The organism is Acinetobacter sp. 8I-beige, assembly GCF_902505955.1.
Lineage (GTDB): Bacteria > Pseudomonadota > Gammaproteobacteria > Pseudomonadales > Moraxellaceae > Acinetobacter > Acinetobacter johnsonii.
Window position 1 is genome coordinate 578,207 of sequence record NZ_LR732792.1, and the last position, 19,897, is coordinate 598,103.

Below are 19,897 nucleotides of genomic sequence, written 5' to 3' on the forward strand. Positions count from 1 at the left end.
CTAAATGTGTGTGAAGTTTTAAAACGTTTTTTATGGTAATAAACCAATTCCGTCTAGGCCCGCAGTTTCAGCAAATCCAAACATTAAGTTCATGTTTTGAACGGCCTGACCTGCTGCACCTTTAACCAAATTGTCTTGTACAGAAATGACCACTAATTTTTTCGGTTGTGGTTTATACAGCGCAATACGCAGCTGATTTGCACCCCGCACAGAACGTGTCTCTGGTGAACTTCCCGTAGGCATCACATCGACAAAAGCTTCATTGGCATAAAACTGTTCATATAAACTTTGCACATCAGCAGCTTCACCCGCATCGGTTAAGTCCACATAAATCGTGCTCAGCATGCCACGAATCATTGGTACCAAATGCGGGACAAATAAAATGTGGTTAAACACCTCTTTTAAGCCTGAAATATTTTCCAACGCTTCCACAATTTCAGGATGATGACGGTGACCTGCAACGCCATAAGCTTTGAAATTATCTGCATTTTCAGAATAGATCATCCCAAGGCTGGCTTTACGGCCTGCACCAGACACACCCGATTTTGCATCAATAATAATGCTTTCAGGTTTAACTAATGTGTCGTTTTGCTTAAATAACGGCGCTAAACCCAGTTGTACTGTTGTTGGATAACAACCAGGGTTACCAATGACATTGGCTTGTTTAATCTGCTCACGGTTTAATTCTGACAAACCATAAACCGAGTCTTTCAGTAGTTCAGGGCACGCATGCTGCATACCATACCATTTTTCAAACTGTTCTAAGTCTTGTAAACGAAAGTCTGCGGCAAGGTCAATCACTTTAGTATTTGCAGCCACCAACTCTTCGGCATGCTTCATGGCAACGCCATGCGGTGTCGCAAAGAACACCACATCACATTTTTTCAGTTCATCAATATTCAAATCTGAATATTTGAGTTCGGTATGTCCACGTAGGCTTGGGAACATATCATCTACACGGCGACCGTCTTCTGTACGCGATGTTAATACGCTTACTTGCACATTTGGGTGTCGTAGTAAAAGACGCAACAATTCAACGCCTGTATAACCTGTACCGCCGACAATACCAACTGAAATCACGTGTATTACCTCAAACTTAAACTGTCCATTTCGTAACTTCCTAGTATGACAGGAAGTTTCTGCTTTCTAAACTGTTTTACTTGGAATTTATGCGTTTTTAGTGCTATCGACACCTAATGAGACACATCCAATATACTCTGTGCAGGCTCAAAACCAATCTGATTTCGTCCCGAATGTTTCGCCTGATATAACAATTGATCGGCAGTATGTATGGCATATTTTAAGTTGGGTTGATGTACTGCAGCCAGTCCAAAACTTGCTGTCACGGCAATACTTTTTGAGGATAATCCTGCATCGGCAATACCTAAACGAATACGATTGGCAATATTATAAGCCAGCGTGGGGTCATCAATTTGCAATAAGACAATGAACTCTTCCCCGCCAAAACGCCCCACCAAGTCATGATCACGGACGTTTTGCCCAATAATTTGACCGACTTGTTGTAAAATTTGATCACCCACCAAATGCCCATAGGTGTCATTAATTTTCTTAAAATGGTCAATATCACACATAAGCAAGAAATAAGACTGTTTAGAGAGCTGATGCAACTTTCGTTTAGCGGCTTCGTTAAAGCCACGTCGATTGAATAAATGCGTTAGCGGATCTCTTAGCCGCTCATCATTGAGTTGATGGATAATATCGCGTACCAATGTTCCGAGCAGCACTATTGCAAACCACATACTTAAGATAATGCTCGCAGCAAGCATCATCAGCCACCAAACTGAATTTGCCAGCATGTCTGCTTCGATATTTCTTAAAAAGAGAAAAATAATGATTCCGCGAACAAAGGTATACAGCACAATAAACAAGTAAGAAAAATCGACTATTTTATTGAGCAAATCAATCCCTTGATAATGTTTAAACATTGAAAACAAAACCAAAGACTCAACCAATGCAATTGAAATGTTCAGAATCAGCATTCTGATCCACAGTTGATCATCTACATAGGAATAATAACTGAGTGAAAATAAAGCCATCACGACCAAGGCAAGACACCAATATGGACGTGCATTGGCATTCTTTCTTAAGCCCATGGCGTAGGCGCTGGCCCATGCGCCAAACAAATACATACTGCCTAAAATGGGTGCCGACAAAGCCAATTGCTTATTCGACATAAAACTTTGCGCGGCCACAGAAAACGAAGGCACAATATATCCAAGCCCGAGCCACAATAAATATGAGGGAGCCCTAAAAGCAAAATGACATATTAAAAGCAAGCTTCCCATTAAAATCAGGCAAGCTGGAACAATTAATATAAAATAGTGGATATCTGTAAAATTCACATTTGAGGTCTTTGGACTGAAATTGAGGAATGTTTACCTTAGATCATGAAGTTTAGAGCATTTTTTGACTAACGCTCAATCAATCAGAAGAAATTATTTTTAAATTTTGCACGTAAAATTAACTTTAAACGCTTGCCCACCAATACGGCAATGCGGTTGTTTTTAAGGTTTTTCGATGCTGTTGAAAAGTGGCATCATATTTGGCAACTTCCGCCCAAAAACGTGCACTATGATCAAAATGTTGCGTATGTGCGAGTTCATGCACACAGACGTAACGCGTAATGACTTCAGGAAACAGCACTAGAGCACTGTTAAGCATGATGTCATATTTGGCACTACAACTCCCCCAGCGGGTCTTGGGCTGACGAATTGAACATTGTGCAAATTTTAAACCAGTTTCATGACTAATCTGTTGCAAATAAACAGGCAAGTGCTGTTTGGCATATGCAATTACAAAAGATTTTAAATAACTTTCGGGCTGACGGTCACTGATCCAAAGCTGGTGATTATCCTCATCCAAAATATATGCATTTTTTTGTGTTTTATAGCTCACCGTTAAAGCATTTTGGCGATTAAATAACCGTAATTCTGTGGGAAGGGTTTGATCTATCTGTAGCAGACTGGCTTGTTGCTTCTGCCAAGTTTCAACCATCCACTGTTCAGATTGATTTAAAAAATCCTGAATTTGCCGTTTGCTACAAAATTTAGGCACGGTTAAACGAATTTGAGTTGGTTCAACACGAAGTAGTAACCGGGTCGCACGTGCATGATGGGTGATTTGAATTTCAGGTAGGTCTGCTAAGGTCATTAATATTATTCTTTTATTGAATCATCCTCCCCGGCCCTCCTTTTGAAAGGAGGGAGAAAAACATAAGATAAAAATGTTTTTGCTTTTAGCCTCTTATTTTCAAAGAGAGGTTTGGGGAGATTTAAAATTAAACCGCGGTACGTTCTTCAATACCGCTGTCTGTTGCAACAACTGCCACATCTGCTTTATTGATTGCAAAAATACCATTACACACCACACCTGGAATGTCGTTAATGGTTTTTTCAAGCTCAAGCGCATTTAAGATGTTCAGGTTATAGACGTCTAAAATCACGTTACCGTTATCCGTCACCACGCCTTCACGGTAAGCAGGATCACCACCGAGCGCTACAATTTTACGTGCCACAGCTGAACGAGCCATTGGAATCACTTCAATCGGAAGTGGGAAGTCACGCCCCAATTGATCTACCCACTTAGAGTCATCAACGATACAAACAAATTTTCTCGCAATTGAAGCCACGATTTTCTCGCGAGTAAGTGCAGCCCCACCACCTTTGATCATATGCATATGACGGTCAATTTCGTCTGCGCCATCTACATAGGCATCTAAACCGCCCACAGAGTTCATATCAACGACTTCAATGCCTAATTTCTTTAAGCGCTCAGCCGTTGCTTCTGAACTTGCCACAGCCGCCTCAAGCTGAAGTTCTGGTAAAAGCTCAATTAAGAAATTGACGGTGCTGCCTGTACCCACCCCTAAAATGCCACCTTTAGGTAAGTGCTTTAAGGCAGCTTTTGCAGCAGCTTGCTTTTTTTCATCTTGGGTAGCATACAGACTCATAATTTGGCTCAACTATTTTTTGACATTTGTTGCTGATTTTACAGCCCAAATGTACAGGGGTTTGTTACAATGATCCTCTATTTTAAACTGTTAAATGGGAAATTAACATGCTGTCTCGTTTGGTTCGACAAATATTACAAGCAACAGTCTACGATGTTGCAATCGAAACTCCACTCGAAGCGGCACCTCGAATTAGTGAGAAACTCAATAACAACATTCGTTTTAAGCGCGAAGACTTACAACCAGTCTTTTCATTTAAGCTGCGCGGTGCCTATAACCGCATTAGCCAACTTCGTAGAGCTCAACTTGAACGTGGCGTGATTACCGCATCTGCTGGCAACCATGCCCAAGGCGTAGCACTGTCAGGTAAAAAACTCGGGATTCGTGCCATTATTGTGATGCCAAAAACCACCCCAGATATTAAAGTTCAGGCAGTCAAACGCTTAGGCGGTGAAGTGGTTCTCCATGGCGACTCTTTTGATGTTGCAAACAAATACGCAATTCAACGTGCTGCAGAAGATGGTATGAGCTTTATTCCACCCTATGACGATGAACTGGTGATGGCAGGTCAAGGCACGATTGGCAATGAAATTTTGCGCCAATGGCGCGATGTCGACTATGTCTTCGTCGCTGTTGGTGGTGGCGGTTTAATTGCTGGTGTAGCAGCCTACTTAGGCGATGTTGCACCACATGTCAAAGTCATTCCTGTTGAATATGACGAATCTGCTTGTTTAAAAGCCGCATTTGAAGCTGGTGAACGAGTTGTACTGCCTCAAGTCGGCTTATTTGCCGACGGTACGGCTGTCGCACAAATTGGTGAAAAACCATTTGAAGTGATTCAACTACAAAAGTCGGATAACTCAGGCCCGATTGTTGAGCGTGAAGTGGTTTTAGTCAATACCGACGAAATTTGTGCCGCCATTAAAGACACCTATGATGAATGTCGTAGCATCGTTGAACCATCGGGTGCGATGGCCTTGGCAGGGATTAAAAAATATGTTGAAACTCACGAGCTGATTGGGCAAAACATCGTCTCAATTGTATGTGGTGCAAACATGAACTTTGACCGTTTACGTTATATTGCAGAACGCACTGAATTGGGTGAACGTAAAGAAGCTATTTTTGCTGTGACCATTCCAGAGAAAAAAGGTTCATTCCTGAATTTCTGCCGAGCGCTACAGGGCCGTAATATCACCGAGTTTAACTACCGTGCGAGTGATGCCAGTGCAGCGCAAGTCTTTGTCGGGATTAGCTTAAAAGGCGGTGAAAAAGAGCGTCACGATATTTTTGAAGCGCTGAAAACTCAGTTCGATGTCGATGACTTATCTGATGATGAAGTGGCAAAACTGCATATTCGCTATCTGATTGGTGGGCATGCAGACCTTGAAAATGAGCGTTTGTTCCGTGTTGAATTTCCTGAACGTCCAGGTGCGCTGTTAATGTTCCTCGAACGCCTTGGCCCTACGCATAACATTACCCTATTCCACTACCGCAACCACGGTGCTGCGGAAGGTCGTGTCCTCGTTGGTTTAGAGGCAAGTGATGCGAAGCAAAATCCAGATGGTTTGATTGAAACTTTAGAAAGTATTTCGTATCCATATGAAGAAATTACCAATAACCTAGGTTATCAACGTTTCTTAAAATAAAAGATTCAATACATACATAAAACCGCCCTTCGAGGCGGTTTTATTCTATGAGCTGCATCGGCTCTTCATCACCAAACGTGTGGTTATACGTGACAATAATCCTGTCGATCAGTTCATCATTGTGCGGTACCAACAGCCAATAGGGGTTCTCCCGCTCGATAACCAGTAAACTGAGTTCATAAGGCTCAATAAAAATTTTAATGTGATTAAAAATAACATCAAAACTAAACTCAAAATCATAACCATGCATGTCTGAGGTTTCTTCTTCCTCACTGTCATACATTTGATAAAAAGACGCCATATCATCATTAATTTGATTTTTCAGCTCGTCTAAGTCAATACCTAACTGCTGGAGTCGATGGCATTCATCAATACCATTTTGTCGAAAATCATCGAGTTCTATTTTTTGAATGTTTGAATAATAGCTATTCAACCAACGTACAAAGTGCTCGAACTCATCTTGTTCTTCTGGAATTGCGGTATCATTCAATTCTGGAAACGCGACCCTCAGGGATTCATACAGTGTCTTCCGCATTTATATACTCCTTTGGATGAGTGATATATTGGTATAAGGCAAAGCGCGGTTGATCGAAAATAGCGTGTCTGTATAAAGATGACATCTTGTGAAATTTGGCACAACATTCGTTAACAATCGACGTATAAAAAAATTTAAAGGAAAGATGACATGGCACAATTTGCAGTGATTGGTTTAGGAAGCTTTGGAGCCACAGTTGCAACTCAACTCATTGAACTGGGACATGATGTCATTGGTATCGATAGTGAAAAAAAATATGTTGAAAATATTTCTGAGCAGGTGACCCATGCTGTCATCGCCGACGCAACAGATGAACATGTCCTCGATGAATTAAATATTAAAAACTGCGATGCCGTGGTGGTCGCAATTGGTGAAAATATTGAAGCCAGTATTTTGTGTGTGCTGCACCTCAAAAATATTGGGGTTGAAAAAATTTGGGTCAAAGCCAAATCAAAGTCGCACCATATGATTTTAAGCCATTTAGGGATTAGTAAAATTATTCACCCTGAAGAGGACATGGGCGTGCGGATTGCGCAGTCTTTATGCTACCCCATGGTCAGTCGCTATATGGCGCTTGAAGATAATCACTATATTGTCAAAATTGAAATTGATGAAAAACTACAAGGGACTCGCTTCCACCAATTGATGGATCAAGCACCTGATGTGAAAACATTACTCCATAAACGCGGCAAAGACGTTTTGTACAGCATTGACCCCAATTTAATTTTACAAGTGGGTGATATTCTAGTTGTTGAAGGTTTAGTTGAAACATTACGTCGTCTTTCAGCACGGTTCAAATCATGAAAAAAGTCAAAGAATGGCAAACCCCAAAAAACAGCACCATTAATTTAAGCCCGCCCAGCCTGCTGGCTTTGGGTTTTTTGAGCTTTATTATTATTGGGACTCTATTATTAAAGTTACCCATTTCGCACCACGGTGAACTCAGTTGGGTTCACTCTTTGTTCACCGCCAGCTCAGCAGTCACCATTACGGGACTGTCTGTGGTGAATGTCGGTGAAACTTTTACCGTAACAGGTAAAATCATCATCATGCTACTGATTCAAATTGGTGGCTTAGGCTTTATGACTTTTGCAATTTTAGCCGCACTGAGTCTGTCGACCAAACTCGGTTTAAAGCAACAAATCATGGCGCAAGAGACCATTGGCCAAACCAGCTTATCCAAAGTATCCTTCACCATTAAAGGGGTACTGCTGTATTCCTTATTTTTTGAAGCGATCGGCACGGTTATTTTGACCATTGCATGGTTAGAAGATTACAACTTCAATCAAGCTCTGTTTTATGCGGCTTTTTATAGTGTATCTGCATTTAACAATGGTGGCTTTTCACTGTTTCCCAACAGTCTAATGAGCTTCTCGGGCCAGTATCTCATTACCTTTACCATCAGTATGCTATACATCATTGGTGGGACAGGTTTTGTGGTGTTAATGGACATTAAACGCAGCAAACGTTGGAAAGGTTTAAGTACCAATAGCAAACTGATTTTATCCACGATTGCAGGTTTGAACCTGATTGCTTTTGTTCTTTTATGGGCAATTGAATCGAACAATCCCCTCACCTTAGCGCCAATGAGCTTAGGTGACCAAGCTTTAAATGCATGGTTCCATGCCACAGTGCCTCGTTCATCGGGTTTTAACAGCCTCGATTTGGCACAAATGAAAGATGCCTCGACCCTCGTGACCATGTTACTGATGTTCATTGGGGGCGGCTCGATGAGTACCGCAGGCGGGATTAAAGTAGGTACTTTTATTATTGTTTTACTCAGCGTGATTAGCTTCCTTAGACGTGAAGATGAAATTCGTGTGTTCAATCACTCTGTTTCTCAAAAAACCTCTTTTAAGGCGATGGCTGTCGTCTCTATTACCGCAGCACTTATTTTCTTAGGCATCTTTAGTTTATCTTTAATCGAACCTAATCATCAGTTTATGGATTTGTTATTTGAAGCTATTTCCGCTGCTTGTACTGTCGGTTTGTCACGTGGCATCACCGGTGAGCTTCAACCTGCCAGTTTATTTATCCTGATGCTCTTGATGTTCGCAGGTCGTTTAGGCCCTTTAACGCTGGCCTACCTGATAGCAACGCCGAAAAAGAGCCGTCTAAAGCACCCAACTGCCGATATTCAAATTGGTTAAAACACTAAAACTTAGACATAAAAAAACCACGTATCAAACGTGGTTTTTTATGTTTCTAAATTAGTACCAATTCATTAAGGACACGCCCAAGCCCACATAAGTCGCTCGGTGGTTATAATCAATTAAGCTTTCGCCATAACCATCAAACAACTGGAAATGGCCACGCAACTTCCCTGAAATAGGAAAAGCCCAGTCAAACTGTGCAGCACCACGCGAGTCATCACCACCTTTTAAACTATGACGTAGCATGAGTGAAAAATCATGTTCATTCCAGCGGTAGAATGCTGTTAAGTCACCCCGTCCGACATAATCCTTAATATCAGGGTTATTATCATCACCTGCATCTTCGTCTAGACGGTACCAAGGGCGCAGCATGAGCGCAAAGTTGTCTCTTTCAAAACCCACATTCAACATGACACGATTCCAACTACGTGACAGCGGATCGGAACGACCATTAGACTGATGGTTGAAAGTTAATCCCAGTAAGCGACCATTTAAACCCAACAATTCATAATTGGTGCGGAAAACCAAACTGGCTTCAGGCTCATAGTTCGTTTCACGGAACGGACGTGATTCATCACTATTATAAAGCTGCCAACGAGAAGACTGGGTATAACCCAACCAAACATCACCATTGTCCCCAAATAGGTTTTCCACAGCTTTAGTTTTTAAAGACAGTTGGAATTTCGCTTCCATTGACTTTAGGTTCTGATCTTCATCCACCGTATTGGTCGGATTTGGACTTTGTGGATATTCATTTTTATCTGTCGTCCAAAAACCAGGCATTAAATACACTGGTTGGTAGGCACGAATATTCCAAGTTCCCAGTTTGCTTTCTGGTGAAAGCTCCCAACGACTATCCATTAAAGATAAATTTGGGGATATTTTAGGGCCTTCCGAAGCAAAGACAGAGCTTACACTTTGTGCAATCTTCCCTGTGATATTTTCAGGTTCTGGTGCAATTTCCATGGCTGCACGTTGCTCAGAAACAATATGTGGTTTTACTGCTTCAGGAATTTTAAATAATGCATCATAACAAGCCAAACGGTCTGCATTCGATGCCAATGCAACACATGCTTCGGCTGTTGCAGGAGCTGCAGGTACTTCGGAAATTTGTGCATGTGTTTTAGCGACACCCAAAGTACTGAGCACAGTCATGCTCAGTACTAAAGTTGAACGCTCAAATGATTTGAACGCCATACGACCCTCTTATTGTTTTACTGAACTTGTTGAATACTAAAACCTAACTCAATTAAAGTATCACGCTTCGCCATAGGTGCAACCACGGCTTTCGTTGGTTTTTGTTCAAGCAAGTATTGTACCGCCACACGTTGCAAGTCCTCTAAACCCACAGCCAAAAGACGGCTACGTAACTGCTTACGGAAGGCTGGTGTACGTGCATGTAAAAGTGCATAACATGCCGTAATCGCTTCACCCGCTGGTGAACCTGGTTTGTCCATACCCGCAATCAAACCTAAAATTGCTTCTTCAAGCTGATGGGGTTTTTGCTCAGTATTGAGCAACCATTTCACACTGGCTTCAAAGTCATTGAAAGTTTCAGCCAAACGCGGGTCACGGTAGCTATAGAAGCGGAATGAACATGCGTTGCCGTCATAGCTTGCGCCACCACCATAAGCCCCACCTTTTTCACGAATTGCACTGTGTAAGAAACCATTACGCAAGTACGCTGCCAGTACCATCAGCGGTGCAGCATCTGGATGTGACACCTCAACGGCTTGATAAGCCGATGAACAGAATTGAACATTGGCTTGAATTAACCACGCCTCATCTGCATCGGTATCGATCTGCTCAGCCGTTTTCAAACTCACAGTTTGCTCAGGAATGGCTAACTTGTCCCACACATTTTGAACTTCTTCAACCAAACGGTCTGACTGATGTTCTTCACAAACCAGTAAGAACTGTTTTGGTGCTTGTAAAAGTTTCAAATGAATCGCTTTTAATTCATTGATCAAATCATCATAAGCTGCTGCATCTTTTTCAATACGGCTGACTAAATCACCTAACCAGTTTAATGCACCCAAGCCTGTGTTGTGATAATCACGTTTTGCCAAAGCACTGTGGTTACGTCCTGCAATTTGCATGGCATAACTGTGTCCTGAACCTGACAGACGAGATGCCCAACGCGTTTTACGTTGTTGCAATAACTCAACAATTCGATCTTTTTCGTCAAAACGCAGTTGTTCAAATGCCAGTTTCAACAAAGCGATACTGTCAAAATTACTCACCAACGATTTTGTGGTCAGCGTTAACCATGCACTGATTTGATTTTTGTCATTTACTTGAGAACGTAAAGAGGCACCCATACCTAAACCACCACTCACCGCAGTTTGCAGTTGTTGTAGTTCTAGATAGTCATATTGACCTGCACCAACTTCACCCATCAAAATGGATAGCAAGTTAAAGTAAGGTGACTGCACTACATCTTGCGGAATCTGAATCAGCACTTGGTTGTAGTAAATACCATTCGTACCCGCATGATAAAGATTCAACGGATAATCGATACGATTTGAGATAATCTCACGCAACTGCCCTTGTACAATTTGCAGTTCAGCAGGCACATCTTCCAAGCCCACTTTTGGCAGAAGGTTAAGGTCATCTGGGGTATCTTGCCGGACTTTAAGTGCTTCAGTTTGTGCTTCAATTTCTGCTTTTTCAGCTTCTGTTAGCTGCGCACCAATTTCGGCTAAACGTGCTTTTTCTGCCGCCGCTTCCATTGCAGACTTATTAGCATCAGGCACCAAAGTCATTTGTATACGGTGCGGGTTATCAATCAAATAGGTTTTGATTAAGTTTGACAACCACATTGGATCTTTCAGTTCTTCTTTTACCGCAGCAATGGCTGAGTCTACATCCCATACAGTGACTGGATCGCTGTGGTGAATCGCACTACCCAAACCATTTAAAATCAGGCTTAGACCATAAGGCATGCCATCACCATTGATTTCACGTTGGTGCAATTCAATTTGATGTAAAATCGCATCCACCATGTTTTGGTCGACAGGTTTTGAAGCAACGTCTTCTAAAACCTTAAACACACCCGCTTTAAACTCAGCTGTATGTTCAGGATTTGAACCTTGTACGCCACAGTAGAATGTCATTTCATAGTTAGAGTCATCTACGCCCATAATCGGGCCAGTAGACTGTGCATAACCACAGGTCTCAAGGTAATGACGTAACGGAGAAGCCGAATCTTCTAACAATACACCTTCGACAAGGCGCATACCTAAGCGTAGTTTGATCTCACTGGCTTTAGGCAATAACCATGAAATGATGTGATAAGTTTTGTCTTTTAAATCTTCTGCATCTACCGCATAGGTTTCAGTCACTTCTAGCGGCGCAGTCAGACGTCGCTCTTCTTTAGAAAAGAGCGTTTCACCTTTTGAAAACTTCGCCAAGGCTAAAGTTTCAAACTGCTCTTGTAGATTGTAAGCAGGCTCATTACCAAAGGTCATGAAAACTGCATTACTTGGGTGATAATGCGACTTGTAGAAATCCACCAACTCAGGGTAAGTCAAGTCTGGAATATCTTTAGGGTCGCCACCTGAGTTGTAGTGATAAGTGGTTTCAGGGAATAAGTGATGCGCTAACTGATGATACAACTGGTCTGAAGGCGAACTCATTGCCCCTTTCATTTCGTTGAAAACCACACCTTTATAAACAGGCTCACCGTTTTCAAGCTCAATGCGAATCCCTTCTTGGGCAAAATCCAGCGGATTCAAATTGGCTGCAAAAGCCGCATCTAAATATACTTCAAGTAAATTTTGGAAATCTTTTTTATTCTGAGTCGCAAATGGATACGCTGTCCAGTCCGCCGCAGTAAAGGCGTTCATAAAAGTATTCAATGAACGCCGAATCATTAAAAAGAACGGATCACGAACAGGAAATTTTTCCGAACCACACAGTGCTGTGTGTTCTAAAATATGCGCTTCGCCTTTTGAATCCATAGGTTGGGTGCGAAAAGCCACCAAGAAAACATTTTCATCGTGATTGGTGGCCAAGTGATAATGCACTGCCCCAGTGACTTTATGTTTATATTCAGACACTAAAATGTCTAAAGCTTCAACATGGTGTTGACGTACCAACTGAAACGCAGGATGTACAGTTTGAGAAATGGTTTCAGTGACATCTACAGTCATGTGATCTCCTAACAATAATTAATACACTGCCTGCATTATAGCTTTAGTTGTCAAAAGATTTCACGCTGAAAACCCGAGTAATTTGCTGGAAATTTGAAAAGCATCTCACTGCTTTCCAAATTTCAGTCTTTTTGAGGGAAGCGTTCTCAGAAAGTACAACTAGATGAGATATTTAAAATAATTATAGTTCGGGTGATTCTCTACAAAAACATAGTTTTGCTTCTGATAGAAACTGGCTGCGGACAAATCCGCGGTATTTAAACACAGCGCAGAAAAGTTCGGACGTGCACATTTTTCTAAATGTGCCAACAACTGACGACCCACACCGCTCTTACGGTATTTAGGATGTACATAAAAACGGCGTACGCGCCCAATACGCGCCTCGATTTCATTTTCACCCCATTGCTGATTTAAACCGCCACAGGCAATCAATTGGTCCTGATCGTAGGCCAATAACAACACTTCACCCTTTTGATCAAAACGATTTTTTCCGCTTTGATATTCTTCGATCAAGCGGGTCAACGGTTCATATCCTTCTTTTGCCGCAAGTTGTGCTAAAGCTTGTATTTGAGGAGGTAATTGTTCTGCCGCTTGAATTAAAATTTCCATCTAAACTTCCTTGAATATGAGCAAAGCCATTTCACTACATTTGCCACGTAAATAAAATGAATTTTCCTCAACAAACTACAGCAATCTTGAGCATTGGTGTAAAATGTCGCTTTATTTTCAATACGTGACGAAAAAAGACATGGCAACTGTTGATCTTTTTGCAATTGGTAATGCACTAATCGACCAAGAATTTAAAGTCTCTGACGACTTCCTTATTCAACAACATTTGCAAAAAGGCACTATGCAGTTAACTGATGGTGAAACACAAGCAGATCTTTATAAAAAATTAAAAGAAACACAAAGCTATAAAGGTCAAGCTTCAGGTGGTTCAGCAGCCAACACCACCGTTGCCTTTAGTGCCTTGGGTGGTTCAGCATTTTACGCATGCCGCGTGGGTAATGATGAGCTAGGACAAACTTACCTCAACGGTTTGCACGAAGCAGGCATTAAAAACACTGAAAAATCAATCAGTGAAGGTGTCACAGGCACGTGTATGGTTTTGGTCAGCGAAGACTCTGAACGGACTATGCATACCTATTTAGGTATTACAGCCGAGTTAACTGAACAACAGATTGACTTTGAACCCTTAAAAACAGCGAAATGGCTCTATATCGAAGGTTATCTTTCAACCAGCGATAGCGCACGTTTAGCTGTTAAGCAGGCTCGTGAAATTGCCAAAGCTCATGGTGTTAAAATTGCATTAACCCTATCTGACCCTGCAATGGTGCAATACGCGCGTCATGGTCTAGATGAAATGATAGCGGATGGTGTGGACTTATTGTTCTGTAACCAGCAAGAAGCCATGATGTACACTGAAACTGAAACAGTTGAGGCGGCTTTAGCAAAACTTAAAACACTGAGCCAGCATGTGGTGATTACGCTTTCAGCTGAAGGTGCACTTATTTCAAATGCACAAGAAACATTTAATGTTGCAGGCCGTAAAGTACACGCTATCGATGCCAATGGCGCAGGCGATGCCTTTGCTGGTGCCTTCCTTTATGCAGTGAATGCGGGCTTAGGCTTACATACAGCTGCGCAACTTGCAATTTTGATTTCAAGTGAAGTGGTGTCACAGTTTGGCCCTCGTTTGGCTGTGGCAGATTACTCTGAATTGTTCCAACAACTGCAAAAGGAATGTGCATGATGCAAAAAATTTGCATGACAGAAGACATCCCGGAACGCGAAGCGCGTTCTTTTGAAACACCTAAAGGGAATACGATTTTTATCACCCAACGTGACGGTGCCTTCTTTGCTTACCAAAACATTTGCCCGCATTTGCAAGTTGAACTTGAATTTTTGGAAAACCAGTTTTTAGACCGCGACCAAGAATTTATTGAATGTTCGACCCATGGTGCGCTGTTTATGGTGGAAACAGGTGAATGCATTTCTGGCCCATGCCAAGGCGAAACACTTGAAAAAGTAGCGATTACCGTGCATTCTGACGGTGGGATTTATCTCACAGAAGAATAATGAAATTGGACGTTCACCATGTATGAGTTGCTACATCACCCTGACTTGATGCTCTTTCATTTCAGCTTATTGACTTTAGTCATACTCAGCATGGTGGAAACCTTAGGCTACTTTTTTAAATCCCGCCCAAGTCATTTCCTCAAAAGGCTCTCGCCACAAAAACTGACTGAATCTCCACTGCTAGACGTTAAGTTTTCTAAAGTGCTGATTGTGGTTTTTCTCTTACTTAATTTTAGTGTTGCAGGTTATTTCCTTCAGTTCTGCATCTATGCCAAAGAACAAACGTTTACTTCGGCTTACTATCTAATCTTGCCCGCACTGATTATTGCAATTTTCTTTACCGTTTTTATGATCCACTGTTTGGATCAAGTTATTAAACCAAGACCGGATAAAAAACAAACCAACTTACTGGGTCGTCTGGCGACCATCTCCAGCGGGAATGCACGTCCTGGTTTTTCGGCTCAAGCTCGCGTTCGCGATGAATATGGTCAACTCCATTATGTGCAAGTTGAACCTGAGTTTGGTGAACTTGAATTTCAGTCACAAATTATTCTCATTCGTCTAAAAAAGTCCCATTACATAGCAAAGAAAATTTCAAAATCCAATCAACTTTTTAACGGCGAAAGTACGCGCTAAACAAGCACCAAATCTAATCCTATTTCAACGCTGTACGTCTGTATGAGCATGTTTATCCTTTGCCATGCTCCCTACCAAGTGATCTTAATACAGGTTCAACCGCCAACAAAGCATCACAATGCTCTGTTTAAATCAAAGCCTTGCCTCATCTTCTTGCTCAATCTTTTTAAAGTAATCTTTCATTCACAATCCAGCTTTCTAGAATTTAAAAATATTTGCGCAAAAATTAAGCTCAGAATGAGAATTTTACTCCCCGCATCTGCCTTCAAGCTTATATGACACAATAAAAGACTTTTTAAATATTAATTCGATTTTCAATTCCTAATTTCCTTGTGATGTATGCAACAGATCAAACCATCCTTGATTCATATCCGTTAAAATCTATCATTTAAAAGCCCTATCACTTTTATTACCTTAAGACGAATTATCAATAAAATAACGATAAACGTTAAATATAAGCGTTTTAGTCGGATTTAAAATAAATATATACAAGTATTTTAGTCAGGTATTTAAATATAAACATAAGTAATTTAGTCAACTTTAAAATACAAAAATATTAGTTTATTTTTCATCACATCATTATTTTAAGTTCATGTATTTAAAAGACTTAATAATATATTTTTTATTTAAGTTTAAAGACTATTTATCTTTTGTATGTTTTTGTTTAATAATATAAAGCAAGTTAAAAAATAGGCTTTGTGAAATGAGCTTAGTCCCCAAAAATCTCAATCAAAAAGTCACCAGAGAGATTGTGGCCATTTTAATCATTAAGGTGATTATTTTAATGGTTATTAAGAACATCTGGTTTGACGCCCCGACTATTCCTAAAAATTTTGACAATCAAGTTGCTGAGCGTATTGCAGGCAATCCATCCCCAATCAAGGAGACACGTTGATGATATCTGAAAGCGTGGTCGATCTTTCGCGGTTCCAGTTCGCTATGACCGCGATGTATCACTTTATTTTTGTTCCACTTACACTGGGGCTTGCCTTTATTCTTGCCATTATGGAAACCACCTATGTGATTTCAGGTAAAGAAATTTATAAAGACATGACCAAGTTTTGGGGGAAACTCTTCGGTATTAACTTCGCTTTAGGGGTCACTACTGGCTTAACCATGGAGTTCCAGTTCGGGACTAACTGGGCATATTACTCACACTATGTGGGGGATATTTTCGGTGCTCCATTAGCCATTGAAGGATTAATGGCATTCTTCTTAGAATCGACATTCATCGGTCTGTTCTTCTTTGGATGGGATCGCTTATCCAAAGTGCAGCACTTATGTGTTACATGGCTGGTTGCACTCGGTTCTAATATGTCTGCCTTATGGATTTTGGTTGCAAATGGTTGGATGCAAAACCCTGTCGGTTCTGTATTTAACTATGAAACCATGCGCATGGAACTGGTAGATTTTGGTGCTCTCATTTTTAACCCAGTTGCACAGGTAAAATTTGTACATACCGTGTCTGCAGGTTATGTGACAGGTGCTATTTTCGTCCTTGCTATTTCAAGCTACTACTTACTGAAAAAACGTGATATTCCGTTTGCGCGTCGTTCATTTGCCATTGCCGCAATTTTTGGTTTAGCTTCAACACTTTCAGTGATTTTACTGGGCGATGAGTCAGGTTATGAACTCGGTGATGTTCAGAAAACTAAACTCGCGGCCATTGAAGCAGAATGGGATACTCACCCTGCACCTGCACCCTTTACTTTGTTTGGTATTCCAAATAAAGAAACCATGACTACAGATTATGCAGTGAAAATTCCATATGTGATGGGTCTTATTGCAACACGTTCTTTAGACAAAGAAGTGACTGGTATTAAAGATTTGATCGTACAACACGAAGATCGTATTCGTAACGGTATAGTGGCTTACTCACAACTGGAAAAACTACGCGCGGGTGATACTTCTCCAGAGCTAAAAGCTGCCTTTGCTGAAACTCAAAAAGACTTGGGCTATGGCTTACTTTTGAAGAAATACACACCAAATGTAGTTGATGCATCTGAAGATCAAATCAAATCTGCTGCAAAAGACACGATTCCGCACGTACCAAGCTTATTCTGGGCATTCCGTGCCATGGTTGTATCTGGTTTCCTTATGCTGTTGTTATTTGCTCTAGCAACCTTTGCTGTGGCAAAACGCAATGCAGAAAACAAACCATGGTTACTAAAGTTCGCGCTTTTCGCTCTGCCTCTGCCATGGATTGCTGCACAAACAGGTTGGTATGTTGCTGAAGTAGGTCGTCAACCGTGGACGATTGGTGAAGTTCTACCTACACACTTGTCAGCATCAAGCTTAAGCACAGGTGATGTATGGGGTTCTATCGCTGCCTTAGCTGCGTTCTATACCGTTCTTTTGATTATTGAAATGTATTTAATGATCAAATTCTCACGTCTTGGTCCAAGTTCGCTTCACACTGGTAAATACCATTTTGAAAAACTTGAAGCAGCTCGTAATGAGGAGACTCAAGCATGATCGAATATGAATTACTCAAAATCATTTGGTGGGTTTTAGTCGGCGTCTTGCTGATTGGCTTTGCCCTCACCGATGGCTTCGATATGGGCTCTATGGCGATCATGCCATTTGTGGGCAAAACAGATGAAGAACGCCGTGCGGCTATCAACACCATTGCTCCGCACTGGGACGGTAACCAAGTTTGGTTCATTACTGCTGGCGGTGCATTGTTTGCCGCATGGCCAATGGTTTATGCAACAGCATTCTCAGGCATGTATTGGGCGCTACTGTTGGTACTGTTTGCTCTATTCTTAAGACCTGTCGGCTTTGACTACCGCTCTAAACTACAAAATACCAAATGGCGTACGTCATGGGACTGGGGTTTAGCCGTGGGTGGTGCTGTGCCTGCACTGGTCTTCGGTGTGGCGTTTGGAAACATGTTCTTAGGCGTGCCGTTTAGTTTAGATGACACTGTTCGTTCAACTTATACAGGGAGCTTCTTTGCCCTACTCAACCCATTTGCTTTAGTCTGTGGTCTCGTTAGCTTATCAATGCTGTGTGCACACGGCGGTGCATGGCTTATGCTTCGTACCGATGGTGACTTACGCAGACGCTCAGCTCAAGCAACAAAACTTATGGGCATTGTTTATCTCATCTGTTTCTTAGGTGCTGGTGCTTGGTTGTACTTTGGTGGAATCGAAGGTTATACCTTAGTCACTCCATTTGATACCAACGGTGTTGCTAACCCATTAGCGAAAGAAGTGTTGACCAATGCCAACCATGGCTGGATGAACAACTACTCGACTTACCCAATTACCATGATTGCGCCTATCGCAGGTATCTTAGGTGGTTTGATTGTGGTGCTTGCAGCAGGCAAAAACAAAGCGGGCTTTAGCTTCTTAGGTTCAAGTTTAGCGGTCGTGGGTGCAATTTTAACTGCTGGTTTTGCGCTGTTCCCATTCTTAATGCCATCAAGTATTCAACCTGTTGCAAGCTTGACCATGTGGGATGCCGTTTCAAGTAAAACGACGTTAACTGTGATGACAGTTGCGGCATGTATCTTTGTCCCACTCATTTTGTGCTATACCACTTGGTGTTACTACAAAATGTGGGGTGTTATTACCAACACACACATTAAAGAGAATTCACACAGCCTTTACTAAGGCTGTGTCTAAGGAGATCAAATTATGTGGTATTTTGCATGGATTCTCGGCATTTTGATGGCTTGCTTTGCAGGTGTACTCAGTGCTTTGTATATCGAACATCATCAAGACCTTGATGAGGAATAAACCATGACAGACGTTGCTATGGAAAACCAAACTGTAGATAAAAAGCCGAACAAATTTGCGATGCTAATTTCCTGCCTATTGGCCTTTCCACTTGCAGCGGTGTTGTTAGTGCATCCTGCTGCTATGTTGGATGACAATGGTCACTATAGCCATAGTGCACTGATGTATATCATGATTGGTATCTCAGGTGGCTTTATCCACGGCGTCGGGTTCGTGCCACGCCACTGGATTTGGAAATGGCTATTTAGCCCGTTTCTATCGTGGCCACTGATGATCTGGGGTTATTACACCTGGTTCTTCAGTTAAATAAAAAAGCCCTCATTGACTGAGGGCTTTTTTATAGTTCGTTTTTCTTGGATTCTACATTTCAGCCATGACACCAATAATGCCATTAATAATCATATCTACCGCAATGGTTCCAATCAGTAAGGCCGACAGTCGCCCAACAATATCAACATAACGGTCAATATATTTGGCATGCTTATAACGCAAATGGTCATGCGCAAATTTCATTAAAATCATCAAGCCACAGGTCAACGCCAAAGTCAGGAAAATAATCATCGCTGCGCCGCTGATTGGCAGTGCCATACCTGTCACCACAGCAGCACTAATCGTACCTGGACCAATCATAAAAGGCATGGCAATAGTTCCTGCCAAATGCTCAGGCGCACCACGCATTTCACCAATGGTATCTGCCCCCTGAAACACGTAACGATAACCAATCACCAAGAAGATCAGACCACCAAATATTTGAAAGGCTTCAAAGCGTACATTTAAATATTTACTAAAAATCGCTTCTCCGCCCCATGCAAACAGCATAAATACTATAAAGGCAATGAGACAGCCCTGAATCAAGGCCTTATTAAACACTTTAGCTTCGGAGTTCCGAATCATGCCAATCATGTAAATACTCATTAAAAACGGATTCAGTAATGAGAAAAACAAAGCAAAAGCATGTAAATATGAGGTCAACATGGTTCC

The 19,897-nt window shown here is 41.6% G+C and carries 20 protein-coding genes; 11 read left to right on the plus strand and 9 right to left on the minus strand.

Annotated features, from left to right (window positions below):
* Nucleotides 1-30 precede the first annotated feature (30 nt).
* From argC to rpiA, 4 genes are all read right to left on the minus strand, one after another.
* A complete protein-coding gene (argC, locus tag GVX98_RS13140; protein WP_171503368.1) occupies nt 31-1,086 on the minus strand; it encodes an N-acetyl-gamma-glutamyl-phosphate reductase in 1,056 nt (351 codons plus the stop codon).
* A gap of 107 nt (nt 1,087-1,193) precedes the next feature.
* On the minus strand, nt 1,194-2,228 hold the full coding sequence (locus tag GVX98_RS13145; RefSeq protein WP_159128343.1) for a GGDEF domain-containing protein: 1,035 nt from the start codon (nt 2,226-2,228) through the stop codon (nt 1,194-1,196).
* 259 nt (nt 2,229-2,487) lie between these two features.
* Nucleotides 2,488-3,171 (minus strand): SprT family zinc-dependent metalloprotease, encoded by a 684-nt coding sequence (locus tag GVX98_RS13150; protein WP_159128344.1) that lies wholly within the window; start codon nt 3,169-3,171, stop codon nt 2,488-2,490.
* Nucleotides 3,172-3,298: 127 nt separating this feature from the next.
* Nucleotides 3,299-3,970, minus strand: coding sequence for a ribose-5-phosphate isomerase RpiA (gene rpiA, locus GVX98_RS13155; RefSeq protein ID WP_004696685.1), 672 nt, complete (start codon nt 3,968-3,970; stop codon nt 3,299-3,301).
* A 107-nt stretch (nt 3,971-4,077) separates the two neighbouring features.
* On the opposite strand from rpiA, the gene ilvA reads away from it, so the two are divergent.
* Complete coding sequence (ilvA, locus tag GVX98_RS13160) at nt 4,078-5,616, plus strand: threonine ammonia-lyase, biosynthetic (RefSeq protein ID WP_159128345.1); 1,539 nt, start codon at nt 4,078-4,080, stop codon at nt 5,614-5,616.
* 40 nt (nt 5,617-5,656) lie between these two features.
* Here ilvA and GVX98_RS13165 read toward each other — a convergent pair whose 3' ends face one another.
* Nucleotides 5,657-6,151 carry a hypothetical protein gene (locus tag GVX98_RS13165; RefSeq protein WP_151836130.1) on the minus strand — a complete coding sequence of 165 codons (495 nt, stop codon included), beginning with the start codon at nt 6,149-6,151 and terminating at the stop codon, nt 5,657-5,659.
* A gap of 150 nt (nt 6,152-6,301) precedes the next feature.
* On the opposite strand from GVX98_RS13165, the gene GVX98_RS13170 reads away from it, so the two are divergent.
* Both GVX98_RS13170 and GVX98_RS13175 read left to right on the plus strand, forming a co-directional pair.
* The gene (locus tag GVX98_RS13170; protein ID WP_058951801.1) at nt 6,302-6,955 is read left to right on the plus strand and encodes a TrkA family potassium uptake protein; all 654 of its coding nucleotides are present in this window, start codon (nt 6,302-6,304) and stop codon (nt 6,953-6,955) included.
* A complete protein-coding gene (locus GVX98_RS13175) occupies nt 6,952-8,301 on the plus strand; it encodes a TrkH family potassium uptake protein (RefSeq protein WP_159128346.1) in 1,350 nt (449 codons plus the stop codon). Before GVX98_RS13170 ends, GVX98_RS13175 begins: the two co-directional genes overlap by 4 nt.
* 60 nt (nt 8,302-8,361) lie before the next feature.
* Here GVX98_RS13175 and GVX98_RS13180 read toward each other — a convergent pair whose 3' ends face one another.
* The 3 genes from GVX98_RS13180 to GVX98_RS13190 all read right to left on the minus strand — a co-directional run bounded on the left by GVX98_RS13180 (nt 8,362) and on the right by GVX98_RS13190 (nt 13,067).
* Nucleotides 8,362-9,501, minus strand: a complete 1,140-nt coding sequence (locus GVX98_RS13180; protein ID WP_004981834.1) for a phospholipase A — start codon at nt 9,499-9,501, stop codon at nt 8,362-8,364.
* Nucleotides 9,502-9,518: 17 nt separating this feature from the next.
* Nucleotides 9,519-12,458 carry an insulinase family protein gene (locus GVX98_RS13185; protein ID WP_159128347.1) on the minus strand — a complete coding sequence of 980 codons (2,940 nt, stop codon included), beginning with the start codon at nt 12,456-12,458 and terminating at the stop codon, nt 9,519-9,521.
* A 159-nt stretch (nt 12,459-12,617) separates the two neighbouring features.
* Complete coding sequence (locus GVX98_RS13190; protein ID WP_004696669.1) at nt 12,618-13,067, minus strand: GNAT family N-acetyltransferase; 450 nt, start codon at nt 13,065-13,067, stop codon at nt 12,618-12,620.
* A 139-nt stretch (nt 13,068-13,206) separates the two neighbouring features.
* Between GVX98_RS13190 and GVX98_RS13195 the strand changes: the two genes are divergently transcribed.
* From GVX98_RS13195 to GVX98_RS13230, 8 genes are all read left to right on the plus strand, one after another.
* Entirely contained in the window at nt 13,207-14,211 is a 1,005-nt protein-coding gene (locus GVX98_RS13195; RefSeq protein ID WP_035326943.1) for an adenosine kinase, read from the plus strand.
* A 14-nt stretch (nt 14,212-14,225) separates the two neighbouring features.
* Nucleotides 14,226-14,537: a Rieske (2Fe-2S) protein gene (locus tag GVX98_RS13200; RefSeq protein WP_171503370.1), complete on the plus strand. Its 312-nt coding sequence runs from the start codon at nt 14,226-14,228 to the stop codon at nt 14,535-14,537.
* Nucleotides 14,538-14,555: 18 nt separating this feature from the next.
* Nucleotides 14,556-15,173, plus strand: coding sequence for an OB-fold-containig protein (locus GVX98_RS13205; protein WP_004981845.1), 618 nt, complete (start codon nt 14,556-14,558; stop codon nt 15,171-15,173).
* Between the two features lie 703 nt (nt 15,174-15,876).
* On the plus strand, nt 15,877-16,068 hold the full coding sequence (gene cydP / locus GVX98_RS13210; protein ID WP_004696660.1) for a cytochrome oxidase putative small subunit CydP: 192 nt from the start codon (nt 15,877-15,879) through the stop codon (nt 16,066-16,068).
* Nucleotides 16,068-17,648 carry a cytochrome ubiquinol oxidase subunit I gene (locus GVX98_RS13215; RefSeq protein WP_159128348.1) on the plus strand — a complete coding sequence of 527 codons (1,581 nt, stop codon included), beginning with the start codon at nt 16,068-16,070 and terminating at the stop codon, nt 17,646-17,648. Before cydP ends, GVX98_RS13215 begins: the two co-directional genes overlap by 1 nt.
* Nucleotides 17,645-18,790: a cytochrome d ubiquinol oxidase subunit II gene (gene cydB, locus GVX98_RS13220; protein WP_004981849.1), complete on the plus strand. Its 1,146-nt coding sequence runs from the start codon at nt 17,645-17,647 to the stop codon at nt 18,788-18,790. The genes GVX98_RS13215 and cydB overlap by 4 nt, the downstream gene beginning before the upstream one ends.
* Before the next feature lie 24 nt (nt 18,791-18,814).
* Nucleotides 18,815-18,916 (plus strand): cytochrome bd-I oxidase subunit CydX, encoded by a 102-nt coding sequence (gene cydX, locus GVX98_RS13225; RefSeq protein ID WP_002120988.1) that lies wholly within the window; start codon nt 18,815-18,817, stop codon nt 18,914-18,916.
* 3 nt (nt 18,917-18,919) lie between these two features.
* Nucleotides 18,920-19,222, plus strand: a complete 303-nt coding sequence (locus GVX98_RS13230) for a cyd operon YbgE family protein (protein ID WP_004696655.1) — start codon at nt 18,920-18,922, stop codon at nt 19,220-19,222.
* Between the two features lie 54 nt (nt 19,223-19,276).
* Here the strand turns inward: GVX98_RS13230 and GVX98_RS13235 are convergent, their stop codons facing one another.
* Nucleotides 19,277-19,891 carry a MarC family protein gene (locus GVX98_RS13235; protein ID WP_004981851.1) on the minus strand — a complete coding sequence of 205 codons (615 nt, stop codon included), beginning with the start codon at nt 19,889-19,891 and terminating at the stop codon, nt 19,277-19,279.
* Nucleotides 19,892-19,897: the final 6 nt, after the last annotated feature.